The 15,227-nt window shown below is 39.8% G+C and carries 11 protein-coding genes; 2 read left to right on the forward strand and 9 right to left on the reverse strand.

What is annotated here, in order from left to right; translation table 11 throughout:
- Positions 1-386 precede the first annotated feature (386 nt).
- The gene (locus PN471_RS10935) at positions 387-1,985 is read right to left on the reverse strand and encodes an Hsp70 family protein (RefSeq protein ID WP_271776876.1); all 1,599 of its coding nucleotides are present in this window, start codon (positions 1,983-1,985) and stop codon (positions 387-389) included.
- A gap of 137 nt (positions 1,986-2,122) precedes the next feature.
- Here PN471_RS10935 and PN471_RS10940 point away from each other — a divergent pair, with 137 nt between their 5' ends.
- Entirely contained in the window at positions 2,123-3,520 is a 1,398-nt protein-coding gene (locus PN471_RS10940) for a hypothetical protein (protein WP_271776877.1), read from the forward strand.
- A 214-nt stretch (positions 3,521-3,734) separates the two neighbouring features.
- Here the strand turns inward: PN471_RS10940 and PN471_RS10945 are convergent, their stop codons facing one another.
- The 8 genes from PN471_RS10945 to PN471_RS10980 form a co-directional block, all read right to left on the reverse strand.
- Positions 3,735-4,340, reverse strand: coding sequence for an exopolysaccharide biosynthesis protein (locus tag PN471_RS10945; protein ID WP_271776878.1), 606 nt, complete (start codon positions 4,338-4,340; stop codon positions 3,735-3,737).
- Between the two features lie 180 nt (positions 4,341-4,520).
- The gene (locus PN471_RS10950; RefSeq protein WP_193899269.1) at positions 4,521-5,390 is read right to left on the reverse strand and encodes a lipid kinase; all 870 of its coding nucleotides are present in this window, start codon (positions 5,388-5,390) and stop codon (positions 4,521-4,523) included.
- Between the two features lie 646 nt (positions 5,391-6,036).
- The gene (locus tag PN471_RS10955) at positions 6,037-6,369 is read right to left on the reverse strand and encodes a P-II family nitrogen regulator (protein WP_096667688.1); all 333 of its coding nucleotides are present in this window, start codon (positions 6,367-6,369) and stop codon (positions 6,037-6,039) included.
- An 85-nt stretch (positions 6,370-6,454) separates the two neighbouring features.
- Entirely contained in the window at positions 6,455-7,567 is a 1,113-nt protein-coding gene (locus PN471_RS10960) for a sodium-dependent bicarbonate transport family permease (protein WP_271776879.1), read from the reverse strand.
- A 763-nt stretch (positions 7,568-8,330) separates the two neighbouring features.
- Entirely contained in the window at positions 8,331-9,167 is an 837-nt protein-coding gene (locus tag PN471_RS10965; RefSeq protein WP_271776880.1) for a nitrate ABC transporter ATP-binding protein, read from the reverse strand.
- A gap of 158 nt (positions 9,168-9,325) precedes the next feature.
- Positions 9,326-11,329, reverse strand: a complete 2,004-nt coding sequence (locus tag PN471_RS10970) for an ABC transporter ATP-binding/substrate-binding protein (protein ID WP_271776881.1) — start codon at positions 11,327-11,329, stop codon at positions 9,326-9,328.
- Positions 11,330-11,386: 57 nt separating this feature from the next.
- Entirely contained in the window at positions 11,387-12,223 is an 837-nt protein-coding gene (gene ntrB, locus PN471_RS10975; RefSeq protein ID WP_271776882.1) for a nitrate ABC transporter permease, read from the reverse strand.
- Between the two features lie 145 nt (positions 12,224-12,368).
- Positions 12,369-13,742: a CmpA/NrtA family ABC transporter substrate-binding protein gene (locus PN471_RS10980; protein ID WP_271776883.1), complete on the reverse strand. Its 1,374-nt coding sequence runs from the start codon at positions 13,740-13,742 to the stop codon at positions 12,369-12,371.
- A gap of 901 nt (positions 13,743-14,643) precedes the next feature.
- Here PN471_RS10980 and PN471_RS10985 point away from each other — a divergent pair.
- Positions 14,644-15,084 (forward strand): QcrA and Rieske domain-containing protein, encoded by a 441-nt coding sequence (locus PN471_RS10985; protein WP_271776884.1) that lies wholly within the window; start codon positions 14,644-14,646, stop codon positions 15,082-15,084.
- Positions 15,085-15,227: the final 143 nt, after the last annotated feature.

The raw sequence follows: 15,227 nt of genomic DNA on the forward strand, positions 1-15,227 counted from the left end.
CAGCCTACAAAACAAAAAACAAATCTCAAAACCAAAGAACCGTGGGGCGCACGGTCTTAAAGCTCAGTTAATGTCCTCATAGAGGAGTCACTGAGAAGCCCACACTCACCTGAAAGGGAGTGTGTGGAGTACGTCACCAATAGCTTGACTGTTAATTGGGGTTTGCTGAAAAAGTGATCTGTGGAGACTAGGGAATAGGGAATAGGGAACAGGGAACAGTCTCAAGAGTTGAATGATAGCGATATTTCCTGGGAGTAGAAATTAAATGCAAGGTTTTTAAGTTTCCACATCATAAAAGCTTGCACTTTTTCCAATTAAAATAGGCTCAAATCCTTTATATGTAATGCTTTCAGGTTTATTCAGCCAGCCCTAATTGATCGTTCTCCTCAACTCAATTGTGCTACAAGTTGATTTTCTACTAGGGTATTGTTGGTTAATAAGTCTTCAACGGTAACTCTTAAAAACCGTTGTTCATCTACTTGAAAATAGATTTTAATACGATCGCTGCCGGGAAATCCTGGAGGTTTGAGTTTGGCGATTTTACTGGCATTTGCGCTATCATTGAGGGGTTTAACGGTAGTTACAGGAGTATTAAGTTGACGAGTAATCAAGCGATCGCCATCAAAGTATATCTCTGTTGCACCTGTTTCTGCACCTAATTCCCCGATAATTAACTCTATGCTGGGTTGATTGTCTACGGAAGCGCCTAAAACTAATTCTACTGGTTGAGTCATCGGGTAAGGTTGTCCGGTTTTAATGATAGGATGCCAATTGTGACGTTGGTTGCGGCGATCCCAATAACGCACACCATAGCTATGATAAAGGTAGTCTTTGATTTCTATGCCTTGGGTGATTTGTAATGCACCATGGGCGATCGCTTCAAAAGGCAGACGACGACGGATTTTTTCTGGTTCAAAATATTGTTCTATCCATGTCTGTACCACTGGTAATTGTACAGTTCCACCAACTAATAATACTGCATTAATATCATCAATTTCTATGCCATAGCGTCGCCCTTGCTGTAGTAATGTCATCATTGAATCATGCAGCTTATCGAAAAATCCGTTTTCTTTCAAAATATTTTCAAAGGTGTAACGATCAAGATCCATTTCATAACTTTCAAAGGTTTGATCATTAAAATAAACTTCACTAGCTTGATCATGGGTAGATAACTGAATTTTCACTCGTTCCGCAAGTCGGGTGGTGAGAGAACTAACTGGTAATCCCTGAGTTTTGGCAAAATAATCTACTATCCAATTATCAATATCAGTTCCGCCGAGATTTTGCCCTGCTTTGGCTAATACACGGGCTGTTTTCATCTTTTGTTTAGAATCTTCCCCTAGAGTTTTATCACCCCATTTAAGGAGAAATCCTAAAGGTTTGGTTTTAGCTTGTTTTCCCTGTTCTAAGCTTACCAAAGATAAATCTAATGTTCCTCCACCAAAGTCAACAACCAAGAGAGTTCCTTGATCTGCTAAACCATAACCTAATGCGGCTGCGGTGGGTTCATCTAACATTCGGATCTGGGCGACGGGTAGGGATTGACAAACTTTCCCTAACCAGTAACGATAGGCTTCAAAGCTGTCTACAGGTACGGTTAAAACTAAGGAATCTATGTTTCCTTCGAGGATGGCTAATTCGGCAATTACTTGGCTTAAAAACCATTGTCCTACTTGTTCAAAGGTAATATTTTTACCATCCAGTTCTGGCAAAAAACCCTGAATCTCTGCACCGATGCCGCGTTTAAAGTTACGGAAAAATCTTTGATCAGTTTTGATATCTAAACCGCGATCGCACACCTGTTGTCCAGCTATAATTGTCTCCGTGCTGGCATTTTCTACATAAACTAAGCTAGGTATTAGTGGAGGGTTGATAAATTGTTGCGCTGATAAACTAGGCAAATTCAGAGTTTCTGCTTGTTGAGTGACAGGATTCCAACGAGTGATAACTGTGTTACTTGTACCAAAATCAATAGCGATCGCCATATCTTAATATTATTTCCGAAAATAGAGAACTATTATTTTTGACTTTTGACTTTTGACCTTTGACTTCCGCTTTGCGGTGCTGGCAACTTTTGTGGTATTAAATCTGTCAGAGTGTCAAAACTACCCAAATATCTATTATGTCTGTTGACGCTAAAGGTATTCCCGGTTTACCTGATTTAACACATCCCCAGGAATTATTGCAATTTGGTACTCAATTACTCCAAAGTTCGCTATTATTATTTTTTTTAATTATAGCCTTGGGAGTGGCAATTGCCCTAATTAGTTTTTCTCTGGGAAGATATTCGACCGAACAAGCGGTTTTTTTCGGTCAATTGTCAATTCGTTACTCCCAATTATTGCAAGGATTACAGCATTTAACCTTAATCTTAATTTTGTTAGTAACTGGCTTTTTTTTGTGTTCAACTTTAAGCAATCGTTACCATTATTGGGAACAAGCAAAAGTCTCTGAAGTTGCGGCTACTGTAGCAGGTGATAAACTCGAACAAGTTTCTCCCCAAGTTCGCTACATTACTGAAGAACCTTATGTTTATACTACCCAAGTTAATGGAAAAATAGTCAAAGTTAACGACAAACAAAAAGTTACTCGTTACCTCGCTTTAGCAAGTTCAGAAATTCAGGTTAAAATTAATCAAAGTGTAGATGTCCAAAATCGCAGTTCTATTTATCAGACAGACTATACAGCTAATTACAAAGTTATTAACCAACTGAGTAATATTAATAGTTTTTTCTGGGAAGTACCACCCCCTAATGGTTATTCTATCCTGCGCGGTTACAAAGTAGAACGGGATGGGACAAGACTAAAACAAACAAATAATGATGATTATAGTTTTCCTTTCCGCTTAGAACCGGGACAAGAAACTATTTTTAAAGTTACCTATAAAGCCGATGGTGGTCCCCGCTGGGTTTATAGTGCCACAAATCAGTTACTTTCGCAATTTAGGCTGGTGGCGATCGCTAATTTTAATAATGCTGATTTTGCCAGTGGGATTACTCCTGATGATATTAAAGTTGACGGTAAAAGCACCCAATTTACTTGGATTTTTGCCGAAAATGTGGCTGTAAAAAATCCTTTTGGTGTCTTTACTAGCACTAAACCTATTGGCAAAACTGGCATTATTCCCCGGTTGTTGTTGTTAGCACCGGCTTTGTTTTTATGGTGGATATTGCTGCTGTACTTATCCCTACCCATGACTTTGAAAAATGTCGCCATTGCTGGAGGCATTTTCTTTGCTTGTTTATTAACACTAACCTATCTGTCACGGATAATTAATGCTGAATTAGCTTGGTTGATGATGGCACTAATTTTATTAGCTTTAAGTTATGGTTTAGGCGCAAATCGTCGTGTTTCTTTAGCAGCAATTATTTGTACAATCGCTGGAGTTGTTTTACCTGTATTTGGGTTATTAATTCCTTTTACTGGCTTAACCTTGAGTATTGCTGGGTTACTATCAGCCGCATGGTTAGCTGTGCTACATTGGTACGGGTGGGATATTATTAGATCCCCGACTTCTTAGAGAAGTCGGGGATCTGGGGATCTGGTAGTTTAACAGCATAAAAAATCAAAGTTCCACTGAAACTATCCGGATGGAGGAAGAACGGCGATGGATACTCAAATAGTAGATGCACCTTAATTAAACTATTACCCTCGGCTTTTCGCTGGGGGTTTTTCTTGGCCTTGGGCTTTGGGATTTCTATTCTAGCAACATATCATAGGAAATGTCAAAAATTCTATTTGAAAATAGCAGGGAGTAAATTGGGGGCTAACCATAGGGCATAACCAATAAAACCAAATAGTAAAGTAATTAAGAGAGTAGCAATATAGCTAATACACATTAATAACCCATCCGATTCAATGGTCGCAACTGCTAAAAGTAAAATTCCCACAGTCGGAATAGGATTGGTAAAAGGAACAGGAGAAATTAATAATATTGTTAACCAAGAGATGCACAGCCCATTAAATCGCCAAATCCAAGGATGATTAGCGACTTTTTGTAATCGAGGACGGGCAATTTTCTCTAATATCCTAGTGACGCGCCGCAGATTTTGTAAGATGATTTTAGCGAAAGCGTTGGGAAATTTATAATTAGCAATTTTTTTGGGTAGCCAAGGTGTTCTTCTGCCTAAAACCATTTGCAATGATAATAATAAACAAGCCCCACCTAAAGGACTACTCAAGCCTGGAGGCATGGGAAATAGAAAAGGTAATACCAGTAATGTGATTACCAAACTAAAACCCCGTTCGGAAGTTTCTGCGAGGATATCACCTAAAGTTAGCGGTTGTTCACTTAAACGTTCTAGAAGAGATTTAATTTCTTGAGAAAAGCGTAAATTCATAACTATGATTTTAATGATTTTTGTGATTCTTATGATACAGCAAAATTTAGAAGTGAACACCGCTGAATGTTTCTTTCGTGACAGATAGGAGTTTTGATCTTCATTTTCTACCTTAAAGAATAGTTAAGATGTCATCAAATAAATCAGATCAATTAGGTAAATCATAGTTTAAGATGATAGTCAGGGAGCTAAAACAGCGATCGCTTGAGGAACAACCCGAAACACAGCCGGAGTATGGGTGGTGATTTCTCCATCTGTATTAATAGAATGGGGTCTGCGAGTGTATACTGTGATTTCCTGACCTTCCAGGGCGCGAACATTTGGCGAATGAATATGTCGTCCTTGACGCATAGCCGGCAGCAAAGGCAGAATTTGCCACCAATGATCAATTTCTAAGCTATAAAGATCCAGCCTTTGATCATCTATAGCTGCATCGTGAACTACAGCCATCCCCCCACCATAATAGCGACCATTACCCACAGCAATTTGCACAGTTTTAACATAAATTGATTCATCATTCATGCGAATTTCTGCACTAAAAGGGCGGGATTTCCAAATTACTTGGAATGCAATTGCCGCATAAGCAAATATACCCCAACGCCGTTTAATTTCCTTAGTTAATTGTTGAGTAATTTTTACACTTAACCCCAAACTGGCCACATTAAAAAAATATTTACCATTTACACAACCTAAATCAATCCTGCGTAACTTTCCAGAAGCAATAATTTGACACGCTTCCGCTAGAGAATTGGGAATTCCTAAAGTCCTTGCTAAGTCGTTAGCTGTTCCTAAAGGTAAAATACCCAAAGGTAGTTGAGTCTCGACTATCGCCTCAATAGCCGCATTCAGTGTACCATCACCACCACCCACAATTACCAAATTTATTTCTTGTTGATAATGCCGAATCAAATCACCTAATTGATTTGGATGTTCTGTAGATTCTGTAATTATCTCTAAACCCAATTTATTTAAACAATTTATCGCTTCTTGGTAACGTTCTTGTCCTTGACGAGAATTACTATTTACTAACAATAGTGCGCGGAGACTCATTTTAGCTACCTTTTGTAGTTTGTATATGGAATTATTTACATCCATTTGCTGAAAATCTCAGTGCAGGATGATCAAAAAGTTGAGACTTAACTGATTATAGAATTTTCAACATTATCATCAACAATTGTAAAAATAATTCGATAGGCGTTTCTTCCCTTTCCATATATTCAGTTGTCGTATTTCTTGATCAAAAAATTCATTTTCAAATGCTAGAGAACAACGAGAAGGCATTTCTTATAGTGATAAAATAGATTTATATAATCCTTCCTACCATGTTCTAGCCTTTTGGTGAGAAATATTACTAAACCAGAAATAAGCGACTTCTATTGCTTTCTGCGCTTGTGGTTGGATAATGATTTGATATTTAAGTAATTAGGAAGAATAAATTACACATATTTTTTTCCTGTTCCCTGTTCCCTCTCTCCACGTAGGAAATTAATTTTTCACCATAGCTGATCATTCATTACAAAATGGTCTAAATTTTAGGTAGCGATAGCGAAGCGCTGCTGCAAGCAGTTCGCCAATCCCAAATCCCCAAACGACCAATTTTCGTTGTGTGACAGTTTAGGGTGCGGAAGGTGGGTTACACTACCCTCAAATAAAGCCGAGGTCATGCCCCGGCTTTTTAGGTCTGCGTCGTTTCAACTCAACAGCCGTCTGGTCCACAGAAATGTCTTCCGTACAGTACCTCTGCCTCACAGATATAGATAATGCCCGCATAATCGGTGAAAAACTTGATTGCGACCTGATCCGCAATCTTCTCGGCCATCTCCCGATTTTCGGTAAGTACCTCGAATTTTACATTTGAATCGGTGTCAGCAGTGTTGGGTTTACCTGTAGAGCGCACGTTACGACTGCCTTTACCGCCAGTATCCACCACCGTATAACCGGTTGCCCCGCATTCATCAATGATCTTGGCGACCTTTTTCATCAGAATCTTTTCCGTGACGATGACGAGCTTGTTAGCTTTCTTGGACATATTGCTTACCTTCTTAAATTAAGTATATTAATCTACTGGGTCTGCGGGGTCAAGGGAGAGCCGACAGACCGCGACTGGTCTGGGATTACTTGCCGCCGATCGCCTGGGCAAGTCCGATAAAGAAGGGTATACACAAACCGATCGCAATTGGCGTACCAATGGCTGTGGAAGCACCTATATATGCCGATGGATTGGCCGAAGGGATACCTGCTCGTAATGTAGGAGGACCGGAGATGTCTGAACTAGAGGAAGCGATAACAGCCAGGACTACGACACCGCCCATGCTAAAATTCATTGTGTAGTGGGCAATCATGCCGAGACCGAAGGCGATTAAACCATGTATAAACGGTGCTATCACACTATACACAACATACCATTGAGCTACCTTACGCAATTCACCAACTCTGGACCAAGCCTCCATACCCATAACCAGCATCAAGATGGAAAGCAAACCACGAAAGGCGGGATCGTAAAAGCTTTTATAGACACTTTCCGGGCGGGTGAACAGTCCCAAAGCCATTCCTAATAACATTGCCGATAAGGCAGGACCCCGGAGGCTTTCCTCAATGATCGGCCATATCTTGACCCGATTATCATCAGGATCTTTCTGCTGGCTGAGATACTCCTGCCTGGTGCTGGGATAATCACCAGCCGCAACGGGCTGCTTACTCAAAGACTCCTCCATCGCAAGTGCGGGTGATTCTTTAAGCTTCTTCTTGTTGAGGTAAATATTAGCTACCACAATCGCCGTTACGAGCGCGGGGATATCCATAAAGGGATAGAGTGCGCCAGTCCATGCTTCAAATGGAATTTTTTGTTCTTCCAGTACCGTCAGTCCGGCGGCCATGGTAGAACCACTCACCGCACCAAACAACCCCCCAGTTGCGATCGCATCAACGACTTTGACCTTTGGCAGCTTGGCCAATGTATAGCGGGCGATGAATACAACCGCAATACCTGTGACTACAGCAAACAATGCGGGTAAAATCATGTCCGCTAGGTTGGAATTACGGATCGCAATTCCACCGGTTAGACCGATTTTGGTGAGTAACATGAAGACGATGATTGTACAAATTGACTCTGGAATTACCAATTCACTACCAAGGGCAGCAATAATCATCCCACCAATCAAAAAAGCCAGTGTTGGGGACTGCAACTGGGCAATAAAGTCAGTGATAAATAAGGACACAAAATCCACGAATACCTCCTTGTTTCTCCTCTAGAGAGGAGTATTACAATAGTTGAAGATGAAGTACAGTTAAGAGCATTTAGCTACAGAAAAAAACTATTTTCATCCGCTAAAGATCTGGTTGCTAATTATGCAACCATGAAAATTTGGTAATAATAAACTCTGGTAACAATTATTTCAGTTACCTAGTTTATTAGTTAGTTGGAAATATGAGTGTTAGCTAATTTCTGCCGATGCAATTTACACAACGCTGTTTGCGTTAGAGCATTTATCAATGCTGATCTAAATCTTTCAGTTCAACATTTAAGTTTTGTGAAAATTTGTTTGTCAAAGTACATTTGTAAATGCTCCTTAAGTAGTGCTTAACTGTGTCCTCAGTACAAAAAACAGCAAGTGTAAAATATCCTGCTGGTTGATGATTACGGTTGACAATTTACATAAATTATGAGCTAAGGTACTACTCAAGGAGAAACCCTAGTTACCCTGAAACACAATCATGTAAAAAAATATATCCGCTTTTAGTTTTTTTGAAACCCAGGGATTTACTGTTTGATTAAAAACAGCATACAGCCTTTAGGTCGCAAAAATTAACCCAAAAACATGAATTATTAAAAAAATATTATAAATAACATATACATCATATAAGTTTTTGCTTATATGTAGCCCAAAAATTGGCCGTATTGGTCAATGTATAAGTTTTCTTCTATGAAAACCATTATTGATTTCTGAGAAAATAGACAAGAGGCGAAACTTAATTCGCCGCCTTTTTACTTTAACCTACGTCATCATGAGCGAAACGATTAAACAAGAAATCTAACGCATAGTTGCGGAGTTGATAATATTGGGGATCTTCCATAATTCTCGCTCTATCCCGTGGTCTTGCAAAGGGAATTTCCATCACCTCCCCTATTTTGGCATGAGGGCCATTAGTCATCATTACCAACTTGTCAGCCAAAAATAAAGCCTCATCAATATCATGGGTAATCATCAAAACTGTACAACGATTATCATTCCAGATTTTTAGTAACTCCTCCTGTAACTCTTCCTTGGTGATCGCATCTAACGCCCCAAAAGGTTCATCTAAAATCAACACTTTGGGACGAATAGCCAAAGCACGGGCAATAGAAACCCGCTGTCTCATTCCTCCAGACATTTGCATTGGCTTCTTCTCCATTGCATCGGACAGTCCCACCATAGCTAAATGTTCCCGAACAATAGAACGTTTTTCTGCTTCTGGCTTGGTGGGATAAACTGCATTAACAGCGAGATAAATATTTTCAAAAGCTGTTCTCCAAGGTAATAAGGCGTAGTTTTGAAATACGACCATTCTGTCGGGACCTGGTTTTGTAATCGGTTGTCCTTCTAATAAAACTTGTCCAGTTGTCGGAAAGTTAAAACCAGAAACCATGTTTAATAAAGTTGATTTACCGCAACCAGAGTGACCGATAACGCAAAGAAATTCCCCTTGTTCGACGTTGAGGTTAACACCATCAAGAACGGTAAATGGTCCACTTTTAGTGGGATAAACTTTACAAACATCTTGAATTTGTAAAAACGGTTGACGGCTGATTGTGGTTGTGTTGGTAGATATTAAGTTACGGTTTTGCATTGTTTGGTAATTGGTAGGAGGTTTCGCGCAAAGACGCTAAGAGGCAAAGACGCAAAGGAAGAAAGGATGATTTTATTAGTTTTGTGGGATGGGCATCTTGCCCGTCTTTTATATTTTTGGGCAGACAGGATGTCTACCCCACAAGATTTATCCCCCCTTTAAGCTGCGGTTTTTCGGGGGGCATCTAGAACGACTTCGGCTATAGAGAAGTCGCGTTTGATTTTTAGATCGTTAAGATAGCTAATGGGATCATCGGCGTTGAAGGGTTTACCATCAAATAATTGAATGGGTTGACGGGTGTAACTGATATCTAAGCCTAATTCTCTGGCTGCTGTACTGAAAACGCGGACTCGACACACTCGTTCGACGATTTCTACCCAGTTTCTGGGGAAGGGAGTATCACCCCACCGTGCTAATTGAGTCATAATCCAAATTTGTTCTGTCCGACTGGGGCGGTTAATGGCAGACTCGGAATAAAATTGGTGATGGGCATATTCCCGCATCGGATGATCTAAGTCACAACTATCACTACTGGGGTTTTCCAGTTGGATATATTCAATATCTGTGCTGACATAATCCCGACTTGCTAAAATTTGGCGAATTTCCTGGGTGTTGGCAGAATCTGCACAATATTGGCAAGCTTCTAGTAAGGCTTTGGTTAAGGCAATATGGGTATTTGGATAAGTTTCTGCCCAATCTTCTCGCACGCCTAAAACTTTACCGGGGTGTCCTAACCAAACTTCTAAATCTGTGGCAATTGTAAAGCCTGAACCTTCAACTGCTGCGCGATAATTCCAAGGTTCACCTACACAATAACCGTCAATAGTTCCACCTTTTAAATCTACTACCATTTGGGCAGGAGGAATATTTTTCATGTCTACGTCAATATCAGGATCAATTCCTCCTGCGGCTAACCAATAACGCAGGAGTAAATTGTGCATTGATGCGGGATGGACTACGCCCATTCTGTGTGTTTGTTCGCGGGTTTTTAGGAGGTATTTTTTGAAGTCGGATAAGCTATGTACACCTTCTTCATAAAAACGTTTTGCTAAGGTGATGGCGTTACCGTTGCGGGTCATTGTTAGGGCTGTGACAACGGGTAAGGGTTCGTTTTTATTGCCTCCCAAACTTAACCACATTGGCATACCAGAGGGCATTTGTGCCGCATCTAAATATCCCCCCGTCATCCCGTCTACAATTCCCCGCCAACTGCTTTCCCGGACTAAATTAACTTCATCTAAGCCATGTTTGATGAAAAAGCCTTTTTCTTTAGCAATAGCCAGGGGGGCACAAGCTGTAATGGGTAAGAAGCCAATTTCTAAATTAACTTTTTCTAAACCATGACGAACCACCGCAGCAGTTTTTCTCGCCCGAATTTTTTTGATGCGTTTTTGTTGGTTGAGGAAGTAAATCATTTCACTCCGCAAGGTGTAGTAGCTGGGATGTTTTACTACTTCCATGCGTTTACGCGGTCTGGGAATATCTACTTCTAAAATGTCGCCAATTTTCGATTCTGGTCCGTTGGTTAACATGACAATTCTGTCAGATAACAATACGGCTTCGTCTACGTCGTGAGTCACCATAACTGCGGTAACTTCGTTTTCTTCACAAATTTGCATTAATTGTTCTTGCAAATTCCCGCGAGTCAGTGCATCTAATGCACCGAAGGGTTCATCTAATAGTAATAGTTTAGGACGAATTGCTAAGGCGCGGGCTATAGCTACCCGTTGTTTTTGTCCACCTGATAACATCCCTGGTTGTTTGTTAGCATGGGGACGTAAACCTACCATATCTATATGCCGTTCGATGATTTCTTTCCGTTCGGCTGCTGGCATTCCATTTAATACTGAATCTACGGCTAAGGCAATATTTTCTCTCACTGTTCGCCAGGGTAAAAGCGAATAGTTTTGAAATACTACCATTCTATCTGGTCCTGGTTTTTTAATTCTTTGTCCTTCTAATGTTACTAATCCCTCTGTGGGTAGATCTAACCCGGCAATCATATTTAAAAGTGTTGATTTACCGCAACCAGAGTGACCAATAAGAGAGATAAATTCACCTTTTTTGATTTCTAAATTAATGTTTTTCAGGGCGATATATTGACCACCGCCTGTTAATTCAAAAACTTTATCAATTTGATCAACGGCAACAAATACTGACATAGGTTTGTTAATGGGTGATTGGTAATGGGTGATTGGTAATTGACAACTGACAACTAACTATTTTTGTTCTGGTAAAATCCAGTTTTGTAATGCAGCCATGAGTTTATCTAGGATTAAACCAACTACACCGATATAAACTAAAGCCAAAATTACTTCACTGACGTTGTTATTTTGATAAGCATCCCAGATGAAAAAGCCGATGCCGACAATACCAGACATAACGATTTCAGCCGCAATAATCGCTAACCAAGCTAAACCAATGGCAATTCTTAACCCTGTAAAAATGTATGGTAATGCGGAGGGAATTAAGATGTTAAAGAAATACTCTTTTTTAGAAAGTTGGAGAACTTTAGCAACGTTGTTATAGTCTTGAGGGATTTGGGTTACACCTACCGCAGTGTTAATCAGAATCGGCCAAATTGCGGTGATGAAGATTACAAATAATGCGGCTGGTTCGTTTTGGCGTAATGCTGCCAAAGAAATAGGAACCCAAGCTAGAGGAGGTACTGTTCTTAATAACTGAAAGAGAGGATCTAAGGCTTTTGACATGGTTTTGTTGACACCAATCAAAACACCTAGACCAATACCAACAATCGCCGCCAAGGTATAACTAATAGCTACCCTTTGTAAACTAGCAAGAATTTGCCAAAATAACCCTTTATCTGTGCCACCTTTATCATAAAAGGGATACAAAATCAAGATCCAAGTGTCTTGAATAACTTGGATTGGTCCTGGTAATGTTGCCCCTGGAGTCCATGAAAATAGTTGCCAAATAGTTAGAAAAACAAGTAATGCGATCGCCGGAGGCACAAGTTCAGGAAATTGTTTTTGTAAGCCTGATAAAAAGTTATTATCGAATTTAGGAGTGGTGGAACGTTTTTGAGCTATAGTCATGAATCTCTCCTCAAATTTATAAATGGTTAATGGATATTTTGCGAAAATTAAATCTGTCTTTTTTTAACCAATGTAGAGACGTTACACAAGCAGGTTGTACTTTGTAACTAGGTAAGGTCTCTACTTTTTTGGACATATCTATTGATTAAATGCTGGCTTTTTTGAGTTTCAAACTCTTGAGATATGCTTCTGGGTTCTCAGGGTCGAATTTGACTCCATCAAAAAATTCTTCTACTCCACGGGAGGTACTAGTGGGAATGTCAGCAGCAGGTATTCCTAATTCTTTAGCTGCTTCTTTCCAAATATCTTCGCGGTTTACTTTTTTGATTAATTCTTTGGCTTTGGTTGCACCATTGGTAATGTAATCCTTGGGTAAGAATCCCCAACGCACATTTTCCGTTATAAACCATAAATCATGACTCTGGTAAGGATAAGAAACACTACCTTTGCCATCTTTCCAGTAATAAGCAGCCATTGATTTGTCGTCTATTTTACGACCATCACCCATGTCATATTTACCTTGGTATGGGTCAGCCAGAACTGCTGGGGAAGATAGACCAAAATACTTTTTAGCGGCGAGAATTTGGGCGGCTTCTTGGCGATTATCAAAGTTATCTAACCACTGTTGGGCTTCCATGATACCTTTTAATAAAGCTTTTGTGGCTTTGGGATTTTGGTCAACCCAATCGCCTCTCATAGCAAAATATTCTTCGGGGTGATTTTTCCAAATTTCGGCTGTTAATGCCGCCATGAAGCCAATTTTGTCGTTAACAAGGCGGAAAGGCCAGGGGTCGCCCGTACTGAAAGCGTCCATTGTGCCGGTTTTCATATTGGCGACGGTTTGCGCTGCTGGTACTGTTAATAATTTGACATCTGTATCTGGGTCAATACCACTTGCTGCTAACCAGTAGCGAATCCACAAGTCTTGGTTAACGTGGGGGAATGTGAAGGCTGCGGTGAAGGGTGTGGAGGATTTAAGTTGGGCAAATAGGGGTTTAGCTGCATCGAGTTTTAAGCTAATTCCTTTTCCTAGATGTTTGTTGGCGATCGCAATGGCATTACCATGAGTAACTAACTGGGCAAGAACATACATGGGTATTGGTTTATTACCCTTAGTAATTTTTCCTTCTGTAATTAAGTGTGGCATGGGCATTTGCCATTGACCACCATCAATACCACCACCAGCAGAACCAATTTCTACGTTATCTCTTGCTGAACCCCAAGAAGCTTGTTTAGAAAGTTCAACATCTGACATCCCATATTTAGCAAAAAAGCCTTTTTCTAAAGCAATTATTAATGGTGCAGATTCAACAATAGGAATATATCCCAGTTTAACTTTTGTCGTTTCTGGTTTTTGTTGGTCACTAATATTAGCTACTGCTTGAACACCAGATTTTGCAGAATTACCAGTGGTTTCTGGTGGGTTGCCTAAACAGCCTTTGAGTAATACCGCACTGGCGGAAACTCCAGCAGTGACAATGAACTTCCGACGAGAAACCTGATTAAAAAATTCAGACATAAATACATTCCCTTGATTTACAAAGTTATTTTTTAAGCAGATTTTTTAGTCATACATTAGACATCAAAATTAAAGAAAGATTATTATCATCTCTTGCTAATGCGCTAAAAAATAGCCTTTTCGGTATTAAAAGGCTGATTTCGCTATGGGAACAAAGTTTAATTACCTTAGGTCATTGGATGAAGATGCAAAACCATCTCTGAACCAACTAAAATCAGTTTACAGGTTTTTCTGAGAAATGGATCAACTTGGCAAGGTAATTATTAAATAAATATTAGATTAGACATATAAGTAAAAATTTATAGCCTGGACTTAATTTTGTGACAAGTTTTTAATATATATTGTTTGATTGATGATAATGATTATTCTCAACTATTGTTTCCGTGATTTTAGGTTTATTTAATCACATAAAACAGCAGATAAATAGACAATCCTGATGTTAACGATAGAATGATATATTCATCTATAGATGAATTTGATGATAACCATTTTTGATTAAGACTTACGCAAGTGTCACACCAAAAATCTGTTGTAGGGTGCTTTACTACTGCATAAATCCTGCAAATAAACAGATTGTTGATATCTGACGGGTTTGAGACTCATATTTGGGGCAGTTTTCCAAAAATTATCTTATGTCGAACTCAGGTACAAACAAAGTCCGCCTGCGCGGACTAAACTAAGGAAAAATCAAGGATTGAAACCCACGCAGGTGGGTTTTGCCTGTGTAGACGCGGTTTCTAACCGCCCGGTTGACTACACATCTGGGTTCTTTGTCATTTGGCAAAAGTTTAAATCTCACCCGTGTTTAGTATGATATTTTTCAAACACCCTTTAAACAATGACAGGATCAACCTTTGTCAGTGATAATAGATGAAAAATCACATACTGATTACCAGCAAATATGAAACGTCGTGAATTTATAAATTGGGTGGGATTAGGTTGTTTAGCTAGTTCCTTACCTGTCGCAATTGCAGCCTGTTCTCCCGAAACCAGTACATCGGCCAATCCTGGATCTAATTCTGCTACTAAGGGCTGGCAAAAGGTGGGTACTGTGGCACAATTAGACAAAACTGGTCAACTATTGGTGGAAAATTCCCCAATTGGTGCAGTATTAGTGGTTGGCACATCTAAAACCGCAAAAAATTTGATTGCTGTGAATCCAACCTGTACTCATCAAGGTTGTACGATCGACTGGAAAGCCAAAGAAAGCAAATTTGTTTGTCCCTGTCATGGGGCAAAATTTGCTCGTGATGGCCAGGCACAAGACGGACCTGCTAAAAAACCACTGAAAACTTACCAAGCCAAAATTGAAGGTAGTTCTGTCTTAGTCCAAGCTACTTAATTCTGTGACGTACTCCACACACTCCCTTTCAGGTGAGTGTGGGCTTCTCAGTGACTCCTCTATGAGGACATTAACTGAGCTTTAAGACCGTGCGCCCCACGGTTCTTTGGTTTTGAGATTTGTTTTTTGTTTTGTAGGCTGCA

Origin of the sequence: Aphanizomenon sp. CS-733/32, assembly GCF_028330045.1 — a bacterium.
GTDB classification, from domain to species: Bacteria; Cyanobacteriota; Cyanobacteriia; order Cyanobacteriales; family Nostocaceae; genus Dolichospermum; species Dolichospermum gracile.